Source organism: Candidatus Chlorobium masyuteum (genome assembly GCF_011601315.1).
In the GTDB taxonomy this organism is placed as follows: domain Bacteria; phylum Bacteroidota; class Chlorobiia; order Chlorobiales; family Chlorobiaceae; genus Chlorobium; species Chlorobium masyuteum.
This window is the reverse complement of record NZ_JAAORA010000002.1, coordinates 89,086-105,884: the sequence shown is the minus strand read 5'-3', so window position 1 is coordinate 105,884 and position 16,799 is coordinate 89,086. Positions and strand designations below refer to the sequence as shown.

Below are 16,799 nucleotides of genomic sequence, written 5' to 3'. Positions count from 1 at the left end.
TTGCCATTGCACAGTTGAAACCGTTACTGCTCATGAATAAAGAAAAAGCGGAGTTGTTCAGCGAACAGGAACGGCTTCATAGGGAGAATGAGGCGCTCAGAAAAAATCTGACCGAGCTTGAAAAGAGAGCCTCAACTCTTGAAAAATCAGAAAGAAACCTCAAGAGGGTGCTGGACGCAACTCATGCGGGCTCCTGGGACTGGGAGATCAAAACCGGAAAACTGGCCGTGAATGAAGAGTGGGCCGCCATGATCGGTTTCACCCTTGGGGAGCTTGAACCGATAACGATCAATACCTGGGTGGATCGATGTCATCCGGAAGACCTTTCGATCTCCAACCAGCTCCTTGAAGATCATTTCAGCGGTAAAACCGAATATTATGAAATGAAAGCCCGGATGCGTCACAAACTCGGCAACTGGGTCTGGGTGCTTGACCGGGGAAAGGTGTTCGAGCGTGATGCGAAAGGCAATCCGGTACGGATGATCGGCTCCCATCAGAACATCACACAAAAAAAGGAGTCCGAGAGGGCTGTTGAAGAGAGCCGGCATTTCGAGCAGCTTGTATCAGAACTCTCAAATCAGTTCATCACGTTGCACTATGAGAAAATTGATGAACTGATCAACAGCACACTCCGACTCATCGGTGAATTTGTTCTGGCTGACCGAAGCTACATTTTCCAGTTCCGGAACGAGCTGACGCTGATGGACAACTCCTACGAATGGTGCGCTGAAGGCATTGAACCGCAGATCGATCAGTTGCAGGAGATTCCGACCGATATGGCTCCCTGGTGGATGGATCATATCAAAACCAACAGGGTCATCCATATTCCGCGTATCTCGGAGATGCCGCCGGAGGCATCGGCAGAAAAAGAGATTCTGGAGGCACAGGATATCAAATCGCTGATCGTCATTCCCCTCATCGCAGGATCATCACCATTCGGTTATATCGGTTTTGATGCCGTATCACAGGAGCGGGAGTGGCTGCCCGAAATCATTTCGGTGCTGAAACTTGCCGGAGGCATCATTGCCAGTGCACTCCAGCGCAAGCAGATAGAGCAGTTTATCCAGAAAGAGCTTGACCTTGCCATCAGGCTGAACCAAAGCTCATCCTTCCTGGAAACCCTGCAGATCTGCCTTCAGGCGGCCATTTCAGCTTCCGGGATGGATTGCGGCGGCATTTATCTGGTCAACAAACAGGAAGGGACACTATCCCTCGCCTTTCATCAGGGATTGCAGCAATCATTTATAGAACAGGCCTCATCCTATCCCCTTGATTCAGCAAATGTTCAACTGATACTGAAAGGGGATCCAATCTATCAGCCTTTCTGCACCCTCATCTATAATAAGCATGCGGCCATTTGCGAAGAAAAGCTTCAGGCTATTGCTGTCGTCCCGATCTCTTTCAAGGCTGAGGTCATTGCCTGCCTTAATATTGCCTCCCACACGCATACCGAAATTCCTGAATTTTCCCGGATAGCGCTTGAAACCCTTGCCTCCCATATCGGATCGGCCATCATGCAGGCCCATCATGAAAAAGAGATTGAGGCAGCAAAAATAAATCTTGAATCGCTCTTCAACACGGTTGAAGATTTCCTCTTCATTGTAAACATGGAGGGCAAAGTCATCCACACCAATGACTATGTGCGCAATCGGCTTGGCTACACCGCCGAAGAGCTGCACAACCTGCATGTTCTCTCTTTTCACCCCCAGGATCAACAGGCTGAAGCAAAAGCGAACATTGAAGGGATGCTTGCCGGAACTGAGGTTTCATGCCTGGTTCCGCTGATAACCAAGAGTGGCACTCGCATTCCTGTCGAGACCAAAGTCACACCGGGGATCTGGAACAGTCAGCCGGTACTGTTCGGTATGAGCCGCGATGTTTCCGAGCGAATGCGATCCGAGCTGGCATTGAAGGAGAGTGAAAAACGGTTCAGGGAGCTGACCGAGCTCCTTCCACTTCCTCTGTTTGAAACTGACAAAAGCGGGCGTATCACCTATTCAAACCAGAAAGGATTTGAAATTTTCGGATCCAGCGAAAACGAGCTTGATCTCGGGCTCTCCTTCTTTCAATTCTGTCCTCCGGGAGATCATGAGAAATGGCTGATTGATTTTGAATCAGTCATAAACGGGACTACACACACGATAACCAAAGAGTACAATGCAATCAAAAAGGATGGAAACACGTTTCCCGTCCTGCTTTATGCTTCATCAATCATGCAAAACGGCATAGTAACCGGCGCCCGGGGGATCGGCGTCGACCTCACAGAGCTGAAAGCGGCTGAAGAAGCGGTAAGAACCAGTTTACTGCGGCAACGTATCGTCAATGAGTTCCAGAGCCTGATCGACAATATTCCGGGAACCGTCTATCGAACCAATGAGCAGGGGAAAACGACACTGCTCTCAATGAGCGGTGATTTTGAAGCTCACTATACCATTGCTGATCTTGAAAAGGATCTGTTTGAAACCGGCACAATGATCCATCCCGAGGATCACAATGCGGTATCACTTTCCAACATGGCTCTTAGATCAACCAAAACATCACAGGCCCTGATCTACCGCATCGTCATGAAAAACGGTGAATTGAGATGGATAGAGGAGCGCAAAACCTCCGTTTTCTCCTCCGACGGTCAGTACAGCGGCGTTGACGGGATTCTGTTTGACATCACCGACCGCATTACGGCGCAGGAGGAGAAGCTTCAGCTGGAATCCAGGCTCCGCAAAACCCAGCGGCTTGAAACCATCGGTACGCTTGCCGGAGGAATTGCTCATGATTTCAATAATATTCTCACCCCTATCCTCGGTTATGCCGAAATGGGGGAGCTCTGCAGCGGCCGAGAGGATTCGATGCATGAGTATTTCACGGAGATCACAAAGGCTGCAGAAAGAGCAAAAAATCTTGTCGCACAAATCCTTACCTTCAGCAGAACAAGTGAATCCTCTCCCGATATTGTATCGGTACAATCCGTCATCGAAGAAGCACTGAAACTGCTCCGGCCATCGATTCCATCGACAATCAGCATCGAGCAGGATATAGATCAATCCTGCCGGAATATTTTTGCCGATTCATCGCAAATTCATCAGATCATTGTCAATCTGTGCACCAATTCCTTCCATGCAATGGAAGAGAGAGGCGGGGTGCTTACCATTGAACTCAGGGAGATCAAACCTGATTCCGATATGCATAAAATGCTCCCGAATCTTCAGGCTGAAAGCTATATGCAGCTGCGGATATCCGATACCGGCACAGGAATGGATGAGGCAACAATGGAGCGAATCTTTGAACCATTCTTTACCACAAAATCCGTCGGAAAGGGCACCGGACTGGGACTCTCGGTTGTCCACGGTATTATCAAAAGCTTTCATGGGGAGATCACCGTCGAAAGCCAGCCCGGTGTCGGCTCGACATTTATCATCTATCTCCCGGTGGTCAATGAAAAAACCGAAAACACCATAAGCCACAAACTTCCTCCTGAAGGGAAAGGGAACATCCTCTTTGTTGACGATGAACCGGCAACGCTAAGGATGATGACGCTTATGATGACCAGGCTTGGATTCCGCATCGAAGCAAGAAACTCACCGCTTGAGGCGCTTGAACTGTTCCGGAAAAAATGGCAGCAGTTCAATCTTGTCATTACCGACCTGACCATGCCCGAAATGACCGGTATTGATTTTGCTGATCAGCTCCATAAAATCAACAGCGAGACACCGGTAATCCTGATGACCGGCTACGGAAAAGATATCGAACCCACAAATGCACTGAGTAACTACGGTATCAGGCGGATACTGAAAAAACCGATCAATCTGACTCAAATTGCATCAATCATCAACGAAGTACTGTCAAACACACCACACATTAACTAATCATTATGAAAATTCTGGTTATTGACGATGACGGCGACGTCAGAAAGTTTATTGTCACCACACTCACAAGGGAAAACCATACCGTTTTTGAAGCCGGAGACGGCAACCAGGGTCTTCAGCTGCTTCAGGAACACAAGGATATCTCTGTGGTGATAACCGACCTCATCATGCCTGAAAAAGAGGGTCTGGAAACGATCATTGAAATCCGCTCGCTTTTGCCGGCAATAAAAATCATGGCCATCTCGGGCGGAGGAAAAGTCGGCCCGGATAACTATCTGGTTCTGGCCGATACGCTCGGAGCAGACTCCACCCTGAAAAAACCATTCACAGGCAAGGAGCTGCTTGATGCCCTGAGTAACCTGTAACGACCGTCATCGGGAGTGTTGCCGGCAAAGAGAGCAGTCAAGGCTCGAAATATCAGCATGCCGCACCGGCAAAAGTTTCTGAACCACTTTATTCTGGAATCATGGAATAAAAGGGCTCCAGACTCTGCTGATTTTCTTCACTCTCGTTGATCACCTCAAAGGTTTTGTTTTTAGCCTTTTCAACCCAGAGCGAGAGAACCAGAAGCTCCGCAACATCAGAGCGGTTGATCCAGCCGCTCCACAACCGGTCACCGGTATCAACATGGAGCCGGTGTAGCAGGGGCTCACCATCTTTCAGACCTCCCGGCCGTACTATGGTGAAGGAGCGGTCAGCGCCGGAGAATACCTTTCTCACATGCTCTTCGGCATCCCATTTTTTAAGCAGAACACCGGCAAACAGATTGAGCGGATGATACCACCTGGTCACAGCCAGAGAGCTGACAAGGGCAAAATGCTTTACCCCTGCTTTGGAGGCCTCATCGACAAGCCTCATTACACCATCACGATCCACCTCTGCGGGGGAGGACTCCCCTGAATAGGAGCCGGAACCAAGAGCTGAAATAACCGCACTGCACCCCTTTACCGCAAGAGCAATATCAGCGGCACTCTGGATCACCCCGCTGACAGACTCTACGCTCTCGCCAAAAAGGCTCACGGCTTTATCCCGGTCACGGCAAAAGACTCTGACTGGAACACCATAATGCAACAGCCGCTTCACCACCCATTGACCGGTTCGTCCCGTTGCCCCGGCCACAAGAACTTTCCCGCTGTATCTATTTTCAGCATTCATAATATCCCCTTAAAGAGTTAAAATCAAATTATTATGGCATAACGTATTAATAGAGAGAACCCTTTCTCCGGCATTTAAGTTTCTCTACTCTCTTGTAATTTCATTACTTTTTACATTCGCTACTGCCCAACGCTCATGATAGAGAGGTTGAGAGCTGTAGTACGAGCCTACCCAATCAACTAATCAGGCAGCTATGAATCGCAAAGGCACTCTGATCGCAACGATCTGCTTTGGTCTGGTCGTTTCAGCAGGCAATAGTGCTGCGGCATACGATACGGTGACGCTGAACGCACTGAAAAAAAGCGTTGTCGAATGGAACAGCTGGCGCCTTGCCTCACCGGCAGCAAACATCGACCTCTACAAGGCTGTACTTGAAGATGCCAATCTGAGTGAAGCAAATCTGGGTGGAGCCCTCCTTGTTCGCTCTGACCTCAGCGGTTCAAAACTCAACAGGGCAAACCTGAAGGGCGCAAACCTCATGATGGCCTTTATTAAAAAAGCTGACATGAAAGGCACCGATCTTTCCGGCGCATGCCTGATAAAGGCAAATATGAAGGGTTCATTCATGAAAGAAGCCATATTCAGAGGGGCAAATCTTCAGGGTGCAAACCTGAGATGGGTCATGCTTGAAGAGGCCGATATGGGGGATGCGAACCTGGCAAACACGGTTCTCTTTGAAGCCAATCTCGAAAACGCGAACCTCAAGGGGGCAAACCTGAAAGATGCGGTATTCCTTGAACAGGCCCGTCTTGAGCGTGCCGTCCTGTCAAACAATACCATCCTCCCTTCGGGAGATAGAGCCACATTACGCTGGAGTCTGCTCCATAATGCTAAATTTGTCCGTGAACCGGAGCGCTCCCCCTTAGCCTATACGACACCGGTGTTCACCCCTTCTGAAAAAAAGGAGAGTCACGGTTCACTCACAGCACCCTCTTCGCTCATATCGGGTTCGAAAAGTAATGAACAGCCTGCACTTGTCATCGAGGATGTTGAGTCATGGAATCGTATGCGCAGGACAAAAAAAGATCTCGAGGTAACCATGAAAGAGGAAAAGCTCGACGAGTCAAGCCTGAAAGGAGTGAATCTGCAAGGGGCCACTCTTTCCGGATCAAGCTTCAAGAGCGCATCGCTGGATGAGGCTAACCTGGCCGGTGCAAATCTCAGCAATGTCAACTTCCATAAAGCCGATATGAAAGGGGCTCATCTGCAGGGTGCAAATCTGCAGGGTGCAAATCTTGACCGCGCATTTCTCAAAGAGGCAGACCTGAGCAATACCAACCTCTCAAACGCAGTTCTTTTCGGAACAATACTCACCGGAGCGAATCTGCAGAATGCAAATCTTGAACATGCATCACTTTTTGAAGCCGATCTCGAAGGCGCAAATCTTGAAGGCGCAAATCTGAAAGGTGCAAACATTACCGATGCCAATTTCAAAAATGCATCACTATCTCCTCTCACAACACTTCCGTCAGGAAAACCCGCAACAGCGGAGTGGGCAACGCTGAACGGTGCAAAATTTATACTAAACAGGAAATAAGCGAACACCCGGAATAGCAGTGAATCCGGCTGACAGTTATATGTTGAGGTTTACAATCCTGTAAAAGAGGGGGACAAAACCATGGCAAACATTCTTGTAGCAAGTTACTACAGCAGATGGGACCTGCATAAACATACCGGCAGAATTGCGATCTATGACTCAAGTAGTCAATTGATTGAAAACCACTCATTCTCCGACCCGGCTGAATTTCATGCGGTAGTGAGTATGCTCCGCAATGAAAAGCCCCTTTGGTATGAAACAGAGGCCCACTATCTGCGAACGGGCAATGAACCTGCAGGGGAAAACGAATAACACAATCACCCGCTGGTTTTATTGTATGAAAAGAAAAGTGGAATCAGAGCTGTTCGCTGATCTGGGGAAAACGCTTCCGATAAAGAAGATGCTGGAGAATCCTGGCTTTACTGATATTGGGGTCACCGGCATTCAGCCTGTGCTGTTTTCCTGTTCGGGTAACAACATCAAGGGTTCCATCATTATTGACGCTGACAACCTTCCAGAACTTGTCAACGACATAATGATATTCCTCCCCGTGTTCCAGCGGATAAATCTGCTTGGCACGAGGTCCCGGTGAAAATGAGCATTTCGGTTTATGGTAAACTATATAATCGCCAACCTTGAACTGAATCATCCGGACCTCCTTTCCTGCTTAATAAGCGAACATTACTTTATATATAAAACATATAATTTATAGAAATAAAATCGGGAGAAAAAACCGTATCACTGTAATAGCTTCATAGACTTGAAACAATACGATTTATTTCAGAATAAAAGAGCCGATTGATCACCATAACACAAAAGCGGGTTCTTCATGGAAAACAACGGCTTGAAGCGTAACTGCAGAAAAGAACTGGAAAGCAGCCAATAATGAGCGGCTAACTCTCTCGACGCTTTAAAATCATAGCATATTCAGCCTGTTCTGACATTGGTATCTTTTTTATATACAGGCATAGCTCAACTGGAATAAAACTGCCATCACTTGTTTTGAATCTCGAAGCAAACGAGACAATATCATCATCAAGCCTCTGCTGCTGCAAAACACTCTGCACCGTGACATAATCATCAGGATGGATCAATCGGGATAATTCAGCTCCGGACAAAGCCCCTTTTTCATATCCCAAAAACTTTTCAATCGATCCTGTCAAATCAACGATACGTTCATCCTGATCAACAATTGCATAGGCATCTATCTCCGGCTTGCTTACATCAGCACTTCCGGCAATCTGCAGCCGGACCTTCCTGAAAAGATTTTCAATATCCATACGGTACCGGGACAACGCCAGCGTATTACTCAGCGAAGAGGGGGCTGTGCTGTGAACATGGCCGGAGAGTAACCACTCTATATCTGCACCATCTTTTTCAAGCCGCGCAATCATTTTTTTCCCGGGCATACATTTGCCCGAAAGATAGGGAGTCATCTGAGCCGGATATTTAATGCCGGCAGCTCGGCAGAACGCATTGACTGAACCGTGTTTTTTCAGAACGTACTCTCTGAGTCTTTGATTGAACCCCGTAGATGAAACCATAACATCAAAAAAAGGAGTGCATTGAAAAGTGCTTGCTCTACATGAACATCTCTATACAGCATCGAGTATAGAGAAACCAATGGTAACAGGCAAATAAAGCATCCGGAAGGCGGAAAATATCGCCACTTTTCAGGAGTAAACGACTGCGTATACCTTCCGATGTCAAATATACATCTTATCAAAAAAGATATACTAAAGAAAACCGTGATCGCACTCTTCAGCAGGCGCTTATACCTTAACGATCTTTTGCCGGATAATTGAACAACTGACTGGTCAGCAGGGGAACAACAAAGACAGCAACGGTGACCCCGGAAGTGATCATATCACCGGCATGGCCTTCAAGAAATCGAACAAAAACCGTTTCCGGATAAAAATGCTCCACGGCAGAGAGGGTAAGCTTGAGACCAAGCAGGCCAATAACGACAAAAGCTGAGGTCTCAAGAAAGGGATACCTCTCCATCAACCGGACAAAACCCTGTGCAACAAACCGCATGGCGAGAATACCGATAAACACGCCGGTCCAGATAAGAACGATGTTGTCAGTAAAGGCAACAGCGGCAAAAATATTATCGATGGAAAACGCCAGATCCATCATCTCGATAAGCAGCACCGTAGACCAGAATGTCCCAAGCGATCCGGATGTCCATTTATACAGCCAGTTATCCTCTTTCTGAAAATAGTCATCGCTTTTTTGCGGAGTTGATCGCCCTTTCATCCAATCCCAGAAAAGATAGAGCAGGTAGATTCCTCCCAATGGCTTCAGCCACCATATCTGAACCAGAACCGCTGCAAAAAAAAGGCAGAGCCCTCTGAAGGCATAAGCTCCGAGGATGCCGTATCGAAGAGCAATCGCACGTTTTTTTTCCGGAAGGTCCATAACCATTGTCGCAAGTACTGCTGCATTATCGACCGAGAGCAGACTTTCAATGATGATCAGATTGCCGATAACAAGCAGTGATGACAGTGGATTATCAAAAATATTCCGGACAACATCCATCATAATTCAATCAGTATGTACGATTCCCTCATAATAACGCTCATGCCACTCTCTTCCATAATAAAAACACCGTCACAACTACCGTTCAACGATCTTCTCTTGTGTCTGTACTCCCCGGTCTATTGTGTTGTGAGGAGTTTGATGGGGCAAGACGGATGGAGCACAAAACCGGAGTCACGACAGAGAGGGATCAGGATGTCGGGTAACACCCGATCCCGGTCTGCCGGAAGACAACAACAATATTCAGATCTGCACCAGAAGACCTATCTCAATAACCTGACCGGATGGCAGATCATAGTAGGCTGTAGCACTGAGTGCATTTCGCGCCATCAGGGCAAAAAGCTTTTTCCGCCATAAAATCATCTTCGTCTTCAGTCCGGCAACAATTTTCTCACGACTGAGAAAAAAGCTGATGGCTGCCGGTTTGAAATGCAGCCCCTGATGATTGGCCAGAGCTATAACCTGGCGAATATTGGGATACTCAAGAAAACCGAAGCGGGCAACAACCTTGAAAAAACCATCGCCCAGCTTGACAACCTCAACCTTGCGGCTGTTCGGCACCCTCGGTACCCGCTCTGTACTGAAATGAAAAAGTGCCACCTCCGAATGCAGTACCTTGTTATGACGAAGATTGTGGAGCATGGCGATTGGTATGACATCCGGATTGGCCGTAAGATAGACCGCCTGACCGGTTACCCGCTGAGGCTGCTGCAGCGAAAGACTCTGCATGAACTCTTCAACCGTCAGGGTGCGATCCTGCAACTGCTGTAAAAGCAGAGTGCGACCCTGTTTCCATGTCAGCATAATGGTAAAGACAACCAGGCCGATCACAAGGGGAAACCAGGCTCCATGGAAAAGCTTGGTCATACTTGCCCCGAAAAAGGAGATATCGATCACAGCAAAACAGCTGATCATAATCGTGAGCGCCACATTGTTCCACTTCCAGAGATCACGGGCAACATAGTAAAAGAGGATGGTGGAGATCAGCATGGTTGCAGTAACGGCAACGCCATATGCCGCAGCAAGCTTGCTGGATGATCCGAAACCGGCAACCAGACTGATGGTTGCAATCATAAGCGACCAGTTTGCCGCCGGAACATAAATTTGTCCCATATGCTTGGCAGAGGTATGCGTCACCGTCAGGCGGGGAAGATAACCAAGCTGGATCGCCTGCTGGGTCAAGGAGAAGACTCCGGTGATCAGGGCCTGCGAGGCAATAATCGTTGCGGATGTTGCAAGAATCACCATAGGAATCATTGCCCACTCCGGTACAAGCCCGTAAAAGGGATGATGAGACTCCTGCGGAAATTCCAGGAGCAGCGCTCCCTGGCCGAAATAGTTAAGCAGTAAAGCCGGAAGCACAAGCACTACCCAGGTCATCCGGATGGGGCGCCGTCCAAAATGACCCATATCAGCATAGAGTGCCTCGGCACCCGTAACCGAGAGGAAAACCGCACCGAGCACCATAAAACCCTGGAGCTGATTGCCTAAAATGAAAGAGATACCATACCAGGGCAGAATTGCCTGCAGAATCTGCGGATAACGAATAATTTCCACAAGTCCGAGCACTCCGATAACCGCAAACCAGACAAAGATAATCGGACCGAAAAGGGCTCCGACCCTTGCTGTGCCGTGATGCTGGAAGAAAAAAAGGAGAGCAAGCACCGCTATGGTGACAGGAATAACCAGATCCTTGAATGCCGGTGCAATAATCTGAACACCTTCAACGGCACTGAGAACCGATATGGCCGGCGTAATCATACCGTCACCATAGAGCAGCGCCGCACCGAAAAGACCAATCGCCACCAGAAACCAGCGTTCACGACCGATTTTCTTGCTCTGGGTAATGATCAGTGCTGTAAGGGCCAGAATACCGCCCTCACCGTCATTATCCGCCTTCATAATAAATGTCAGGTATTTCAGACTGACAATCAGCAAGAGCGACCAGACAAGCAGGGAGAGCACTCCGAGAACATTGCCTTCTGTAACAGGGATACCATAATCGCCATGGAAACACTCACGAACAGCATAGAGGGGACTGGTTCCGATATCACCGAATACCACACCGAGAGCAGCAAGAGAGAGGCCGGCAAGCCGTTTAAAGCCGGAAGGTTCTGAATGGGAACCCGAACCTGGCTCTTCAGACATTATTGACATGATTATCTTCTCAAAAAAAAATAATATAACTCAGGCCTCATGCCTGATAAAAACAACAATAAAGCCAATTAATCCTAAAATACAAAGGATTGCAACTGCCACCACACCCATGAAAGAGGAGAACAGACCGTTCTATTGCACACCGTTACCATACCGTTACAGAACAAAATATCGAGTGCTCAATATAGACAATAGTTGCGCAATCGAACAATACGGCTGACCGGACAGCGATCTGCAGCAGAGCATTGATCACCATCCTTTCAGAATCCAGAAACAACCCCCGGAGAGTGTGCGTAAAAAAACATAACAGCAGCCGACTCACCCGGGATGAATATTATCCACAATAAAGAATAAAATGAGGATTTACTGCCGGGTATCGCGAAAACAGCAAGAGCTCATTCGAAGGATGAATTATAGCCATTAACATGCGAATTATCCCTCAAAATGGCTCGAAACCCCTGTATTTAAAAGGCTTTGCGTAATAATTGCTTATTATGATTTTATTTCTGTATATTAAGAGGTGCCGGGGAACTGAATGGATTATCGATTTTTATTCATTTCGAATCATCACTCCCTGGATTCCGTCACGATGACGGGCAACCAAACCCCGAGTTTATGAAGCATGAAAAACAAGTTATCAACCTATCATTTGTAATAGCTCTGATGTTGGCCACTCTTTCGGTCAATACGAGCGGTTCGATTTTCTCCGGAATAACCGAACGATATAATCCTTTCTACAGCTCTGCAGAAGCAGCGCAGCAGAGCATCTCACCACTGAATAAAGAATCACGCGCAAACACTCTCGTCGGTGAAGGGAAAGCCTCCTTCTACGCCAATCAGTTTCATGGCCGTACAACGGCAAATGGCGAGACCTTCAATATGAACAAACTGACCGCAGCCCATCCTTCACTGCCTTTCGGCACATGGGTAAGAGTAACCAATATGCGAACAGGCAAAGATGTTGTCGTTCGGATCAATGATCGTGGACCATTTGTAAAAGGCAGGATTATCGACCTCTCTATCGGTGCAGCAAAGGAGCTTGGCATACTGAAAACAGGAACCGCCCAGGTTAAACTGGAAACTATTGGTTCCGCCAACCGCAGATCATCAGCTTCCTGACAGACGCCTCCTCATCCCTGTTTAAACAGGATGCACTCGGACGTTAGTGAAGGGTTTTGTATATTAAACATGAAAAGGCCGTCCGGCCTTTTCATGTTTACAAGCGGAAGAAGCCTGCGCTGAATGAATTGAGGCGAAAGAGAAAACGTTTAAACGAACGCTCAAACCTTTTGGCATTATGACGAAAACCAGACGATCTATGCGCCGGCTCCCTTTTCTCCTGATTATTACCTTTATCTGCTGCCCTGCATTGAATACCGCACCACTCTATGCAGCAGAAGTATCTGAACTTCCCCTTGAAAACAGCTCTTCGTTCCCGCAGGATAACCGAGGTGTAACCACCCTTATTCCTGAGCGCGCTTTGGCTGCCGAAGGGACCGCCTCCTACTACAGCCGAAAGTTTCAGGGAAGAAAAACAGCAAGCGGTGAATCCTTTAACTGTAACCACTTCACGGCTGCTCACCGCTCACTTCCTTTTGGAACCAGCGTCAGGGTGATCAATCTTGATAACGGAAAACAGGTTGTTGTCCGCATCAACGACCGGGGACCTCATTTAAAGGGGCGAATTATTGATGTTTCTCCTGCCGCCGCCAGAGAGATCGGGCTTTTCGGCAATGGAACCGCCAATGTGCGCATTGAAGCCTGGAACTGAGGAGTCTCCTCCCGGCATCCGTGTGCCATTACTTTCTGCAAACCATGACAAGAGCTGAGCTCCGGCTCTTTATAAACGGCTGACGATCATAACCGCCATACACCCCCTCAACCGAAAACCCCGCTGCAGTAAGCCGGCTTAAAAAGGCCTCCTCGCAAAGCGGATAGAGCGGGGACTCTTCATGAAAAATCGTTTTCCCCCCGGAGATCATCTTCACCTCAAAAGTTACCTGTTCCGGCGAGATGTGGCTATATCGGCGATGAAACTCCATCGAGCCGGTTGCGATGCTTTTTACCGGAAAGGTATACTCCTGCAACGTCAGAAAATAGTCCCAGTTCACGACCTGAAAAACCCAGAAGCCTCCCGCCGCAAGTTTCTCATACAAAGCAGCAAAAAAAAGCGAGAGCTGCCCTCCGGAGAGATGAGCCAGCACATTACCGATTGAGTAGATCATCTGAAAGGATGAGGGAAAGCGCTCTATGGCGGTCATATCCATGCAGTGGAATGCAGCAAGCGGAAAACGCTCCTTTGCTGCAGCAATCATCCCTGCATCAAGATCAACCCCCGCAACATGGTAACCATCAAGAGCAAACCTGCCGCAATAGAAACCGGGACCGCAACCGGCATCAAGCAGTTTGCTTCCGGTTGCGCCTGCATACTCCTGAAGGAAGCGATAAACCTCCTCTCTGAAAGGGAAAATTTGAGGGTAAAACGGTGCAAATTCCGTATAAAAAGACATGCCGCTGCATTTAGATTGCCTGTCACCGCAGGAAGTAACGGACCCATGACCAGAAAAGATAAGCAGAACTGTTCAAACAACCAGCCAGATGAATGGGTTGTGTGACTGAAAACAGCTCGCCCTGTTTCCGTCTTGGGGCGGAAGCAGGGCGAAAAGAGGATAGAGCAGAGCGGAGCATGACCGTTTGGCGCTGGAATCCAGTAATCTGTTCAGCCGGAAGCGATCAGCTGCCTGTCACAAACTTGCTGAGATGAGTGGAAAAAGCAGGTGCTTCAAGAAAACCGATAACTCTGCTGTCCGGAATCTCCTTGCCTGATGCATCAAAAAAGATCATGCCGGGAGGGCCGAACAACCCGAAGCGTTTCATCAATTCACGGTCATCAGCACTGTTGGCGGTAACATCAACCTGAAGCAGTGTCATATTGTTGAACTGCGAAATGACGTCAGGGTTATGAAAGGTGAACTTATCCATCTCCTTGCAGGCAACACACCAGTCAGCATAAAAATCGAGCATGACCGGCTTTTTTGCCGACTGGAGGGCCTGATCAAGCTCTGCTGCAGAGCGGATCTGTGTGAAAGTAACCCGCTTCTCATCACCTGAAGCAGAAACCGCAGAGGCGTGAAAACCTGAGAGCGGTTTCAGGACATCGGTTCCGCCTGAAGTCGCACCAACAAGCTCCAGTACGCCAATAATAAAGAGTACAAGACCAAAGGCTTTGCCGAACTTCTGGGCAATTGTAGATTTTTCGGCATGTTTATCGAAAACTCCAAGAAAGACCGCACAAAGAATAGTAAACGCACCCCATGCAATCATGACCGCCTGAGCCGGAATCACCGGAGAGACCATCCAGATGGCAACAGCAATCAGCAGAAGACCGAAAACATATTTCACGCCGATCATCCATGCTCCGGCGCGGGGAAGAAGACTGCCTGCTGACAATCCGACCAGCAGAAGCGGAACACTCATACCCATGGCCATTGAAAAAAGAGCCAGTCCGCCAATAACAACATCTTTCGTCTGGCTGATATAGACAAGCGTTCCTGCAAGCGGCGCAGCAACGCACGGCCCGACAATCAGTGCCGAAAGGGAGCCCATCAAAAACACACCGACAAATCGACCGCCCTTGAGGTTTCCTGAAGTTTTGTTGAGCTTGTTCTGTATGGAAGCAGGCATCTGAAGCTGATAGACATCAAACATCGAGAGCGAGAGCGTCACAAGCAGAAGCGCAAAAACCATCAGTACCCATGGCTTCTGCAAAGCCCCGGCAAGTCCCTCACCGGCAAGTCCGGCGGCAACACCAAGAGAGGTATAAACCAGCGCCATTCCCAGACAGTAGGCAAGCGCCATTAAAAAACTGCGACGACGGGTAACATCTCCCTCACCGACAATAATCGACGAGAGAATGGGGATCATGGGCAGTACACAGGGAGTAAAGGAGAGCAGCAGCCCGAACGCAAGGAATGCAAGGGCTATTTTCCAGAGACTTCCTCCGGCAAGGGTTGATTTCGCCAGATTCAGATCGTTATCGGCCTGCTTTACCTCCGTCGGTGCAACTGATGATGGCGCTGCTGCACTGTCTGCAGGAGGAGTAACTGATCCGGCATCGGCAACCGGCTGTTCACCTGCCACAGCCAGTACTCCGGGCTTTGAAGGATCAACTGTGAAGCTTTTGGTTATAGGCGGATAGCAGAGACCGTCTTCGGCGCACCCCTGATACTCGACATTGAGCGTAAATATGCCGTCCGTTTTTGCAACAGGCGCTGTAACCGACAGCTTGTCATGATAGATAGCAAGCTTTTCGTTTGTTGTCGGGTCAGTATACAATATTGCCTTCGGCATAACGGGATTCTGAAGCTTCGCACCGCCTCCATCAACCGTCGCCTTCACCTTGTCCTGATAAAGCTTGTACCCTTTTGCTATCTCCCAATTCAGCAAAATCGTTTTGGAGCTGCTCAGCTCGGCCCTGAGCTTGAAAGCCTGGTCAGGATCAAGAAACTCAGCCGCATAAGCAGCACGTACAGTACCGCAGAGTACCAGAAAAAAAGTAAAAAGAGCGGCCGCGCGCCTGAAATAATAATGCGTCATAATGTTATCGCGTCAAGGTCGTTAGTGAATATTATAAAATCTGCTCTGTTAATTATTGTGATAAATCCTGCCGAACTTGTCCACTGCCAGATAGTCCATTCCCGAATCCTTGAGGAAAGCCAATCCATCATCCTCCTTGAGCATTGCGATGGTCGAGTAACTCCCCGCCGTTATGGCTAACGGAGCAACAACCGTTACCGAACGCCAATAGGTGACCGGATATCCCGTACGGGGATGGATGATATGGCAGTATCGTTTTCCATCCGCTTCAAAAAAGCGCTCGTAATCACCGCTCGTGGCAAGTGCGCCGGAAAAAAGCGGGATAGAGGCAATCGTTTTTTCGCGGTGACGCGGATCCTGAATACCGATAACCCAGGCCGTACCGTCAGGCTTTGGACCTATAACCCGTATATCACCGGCAAGATTGACGTATCCGGACCTTACCCCTTTTCCGTGAATAACCGCCGCAGCTCTGTCAGCGGCATACTCTTTGCCGAAGCCGCCGAAATCAAGCTCCATTCCCGCAACCGGCAGTTGCACCCGGTCATCCTTCTGCTCCACTCGCTTCCAGTCGATAAGGGGAAGCAGCGATGTAAGTGTTTCCGGCGAAGGCAGTGCAGCCTCACTGAAATTCCAGGCCTTGCGCAAAACCCCTGACGTGATATCAAATAACCCTGAACTGGTTTCATAGAGCTTATCCGCATACTGCAAAAGCGTTATGGTCTCGCTGTCACAGGAAACGGAATCCTTGCCGGCGGCAGCATTGATGCGCGAAACAATGCTCTCCGGCCGGTATCTGGAGTAGATACGCTCAATTCGTGAAACCTCCGCGATTGCATGTGCGGCTATTGCCTGTCCTTTATTCTTGCTTTCGGCAACAAGGACGACTTCACAATTGCTCTTCATTGCCTGAAAGCGAAAACGAAAAATATTCATAACTGCTTTTTTTGTAG

The 16,799-nt window shown here is 48.6% G+C and carries 14 protein-coding genes; 6 read left to right on the top strand and 8 right to left on the bottom strand.

What is annotated here, in order from left to right:
• The first annotated feature begins 32 nt into the window (after positions 1 to 32).
• Positions 33 to 3,860, top strand: coding sequence for a PAS domain S-box protein (locus G9409_RS04065; RefSeq protein WP_166807558.1), 3,828 nt, complete (start codon positions 33 to 35; stop codon positions 3,858 to 3,860).
• 5 nt (positions 3,861 to 3,865) lie between these two features.
• Positions 3,866 to 4,225, top strand: coding sequence for a response regulator (locus G9409_RS04060; RefSeq protein WP_166807557.1), 360 nt, complete (start codon positions 3,866 to 3,868; stop codon positions 4,223 to 4,225).
• Positions 4,226 to 4,313: 88 nt separating this feature from the next.
• On the opposite strand, the gene G9409_RS04055 is transcribed toward G9409_RS04060, so the two are convergent.
• Entirely contained in the window at positions 4,314 to 5,015 is a 702-nt protein-coding gene (locus tag G9409_RS04055) for an SDR family oxidoreductase (protein WP_166807556.1), read from the bottom strand.
• 193 nt (positions 5,016 to 5,208) lie between these two features.
• Here G9409_RS04055 and G9409_RS04050 point away from each other — a divergent pair, with 193 nt between their 5' ends.
• On the top strand, positions 5,209 to 6,552 hold the full coding sequence (locus G9409_RS04050) for a pentapeptide repeat-containing protein (RefSeq protein WP_166807555.1): 1,344 nt from the start codon (positions 5,209 to 5,211) through the stop codon (positions 6,550 to 6,552).
• 81 nt (positions 6,553 to 6,633) lie between these two features.
• Entirely contained in the window at positions 6,634 to 6,864 is a 231-nt protein-coding gene (locus tag G9409_RS04045) for a hypothetical protein (protein ID WP_040432977.1), read from the top strand.
• A 43-nt stretch (positions 6,865 to 6,907) separates the two neighbouring features.
• Here the strand turns inward: G9409_RS04045 and G9409_RS04040 are convergent, their stop codons facing one another.
• The 4 genes from G9409_RS04040 to G9409_RS04025 all read right to left on the bottom strand — a co-directional run bounded on the left by G9409_RS04040 (position 6,908) and on the right by G9409_RS04025 (position 11,250).
• Positions 6,908 to 7,201, bottom strand: coding sequence for a hypothetical protein (locus tag G9409_RS04040; protein WP_166807554.1), 294 nt, complete (start codon positions 7,199 to 7,201; stop codon positions 6,908 to 6,910).
• Positions 7,202 to 7,445: 244 nt separating this feature from the next.
• Positions 7,446 to 7,961 (bottom strand): PAS domain-containing protein, encoded by a 516-nt coding sequence (locus G9409_RS04035; RefSeq protein WP_235923230.1) that lies wholly within the window; start codon positions 7,959 to 7,961, stop codon positions 7,446 to 7,448.
• Positions 7,962 to 8,331: 370 nt separating this feature from the next.
• Entirely contained in the window at positions 8,332 to 9,096 is a 765-nt protein-coding gene (locus G9409_RS04030; protein ID WP_166807552.1) for a TerC family protein, read from the bottom strand.
• 240 nt (positions 9,097 to 9,336) lie between these two features.
• Positions 9,337 to 11,250, bottom strand: coding sequence for a potassium transporter Kup (locus tag G9409_RS04025; protein ID WP_166807551.1), 1,914 nt, complete (start codon positions 11,248 to 11,250; stop codon positions 9,337 to 9,339).
• Positions 11,251 to 11,865: 615 nt separating this feature from the next.
• Here G9409_RS04025 and G9409_RS04020 point away from each other — a divergent pair.
• Together G9409_RS04020 and G9409_RS04015 are read left to right on the top strand one after the other, a co-directional pair.
• Positions 11,866 to 12,369: a septal ring lytic transglycosylase RlpA family protein gene (locus G9409_RS04020; protein WP_166807550.1), complete on the top strand. Its 504-nt coding sequence runs from the start codon at positions 11,866 to 11,868 to the stop codon at positions 12,367 to 12,369.
• 178 nt (positions 12,370 to 12,547) lie between these two features.
• Entirely contained in the window at positions 12,548 to 13,021 is a 474-nt protein-coding gene (locus tag G9409_RS04015; protein WP_166807549.1) for a septal ring lytic transglycosylase RlpA family protein, read from the top strand.
• Positions 13,022 to 13,049: 28 nt separating this feature from the next.
• On the opposite strand, the gene G9409_RS04010 is transcribed toward G9409_RS04015, so the two are convergent.
• The 3 genes from G9409_RS04010 to G9409_RS04000 all read right to left on the bottom strand — a co-directional run bounded on the left by G9409_RS04010 (position 13,050) and on the right by G9409_RS04000 (position 16,782).
• Positions 13,050 to 13,760 carry a class I SAM-dependent methyltransferase gene (locus tag G9409_RS04010; protein ID WP_166807548.1) on the bottom strand — a complete coding sequence of 237 codons (711 nt, stop codon included), beginning with the start codon at positions 13,758 to 13,760 and terminating at the stop codon, positions 13,050 to 13,052.
• 223 nt (positions 13,761 to 13,983) lie between these two features.
• Entirely contained in the window at positions 13,984 to 15,846 is a 1,863-nt protein-coding gene (dsbD, locus tag G9409_RS04005) for a protein-disulfide reductase DsbD (protein WP_166807547.1), read from the bottom strand.
• A gap of 48 nt (positions 15,847 to 15,894) precedes the next feature.
• Positions 15,895 to 16,782 (bottom strand): FAD:protein FMN transferase, encoded by an 888-nt coding sequence (locus tag G9409_RS04000; protein WP_166807546.1) that lies wholly within the window; start codon positions 16,780 to 16,782, stop codon positions 15,895 to 15,897.
• Positions 16,783 to 16,799 lie beyond the last annotated feature (17 nt).

Bases quoted from the DNA above. Each gene is read 5' to 3' on its own strand.
- G9409_RS04065 (WP_166807558.1), top strand. From the start codon at position 33: ATGAATAAAGAAAAAGCGGAGTTGTTCAGCGAACAGGAACGGCTTCAT.
- G9409_RS04060 (WP_166807557.1), top strand. From the start codon at position 3,866: ATGAAAATTCTGGTTATTGACGATGACGGCGACGTCAGAAAGTTTATT.
- G9409_RS04055 (WP_166807556.1), bottom strand. From the start codon at position 5,015: ATGAATGCTGAAAATAGATACAGCGGGAAAGTTCTTGTGGCCGGGGCA.
- G9409_RS04050 (WP_166807555.1), top strand. From the start codon at position 5,209: ATGAATCGCAAAGGCACTCTGATCGCAACGATCTGCTTTGGTCTGGTC.
- G9409_RS04045 (WP_040432977.1), top strand. From the start codon at position 6,634: ATGGCAAACATTCTTGTAGCAAGTTACTACAGCAGATGGGACCTGCAT.
- G9409_RS04040 (WP_166807554.1), bottom strand. From the start codon at position 7,201: ATGATTCAGTTCAAGGTTGGCGATTATATAGTTTACCATAAACCGAAA.
- G9409_RS04035 (WP_235923230.1), bottom strand. From the start codon at position 7,961: ATGCCCGGGAAAAAAATGATTGCGCGGCTTGAAAAAGATGGTGCAGAT.
- G9409_RS04030 (WP_166807552.1), bottom strand. From the start codon at position 9,096: ATGATGGATGTTGTCCGGAATATTTTTGATAATCCACTGTCATCACTG.
- G9409_RS04025 (WP_166807551.1), bottom strand. From the start codon at position 11,250: ATGTCAATAATGTCTGAAGAGCCAGGTTCGGGTTCCCATTCAGAACCT.
- G9409_RS04020 (WP_166807550.1), top strand. From the start codon at position 11,866: ATGAAGCATGAAAAACAAGTTATCAACCTATCATTTGTAATAGCTCTG.
- G9409_RS04015 (WP_166807549.1), top strand. From the start codon at position 12,548: ATGACGAAAACCAGACGATCTATGCGCCGGCTCCCTTTTCTCCTGATT.
- G9409_RS04010 (WP_166807548.1), bottom strand. From the start codon at position 13,760: ATGTCTTTTTATACGGAATTTGCACCGTTTTACCCTCAAATTTTCCCT.
- dsbD (WP_166807547.1), bottom strand. From the start codon at position 15,846: ATGACGCATTATTATTTCAGGCGCGCGGCCGCTCTTTTTACTTTTTTT.
- G9409_RS04000 (WP_166807546.1), bottom strand. From the start codon at position 16,782: ATGAATATTTTTCGTTTTCGCTTTCAGGCAATGAAGAGCAATTGTGAA.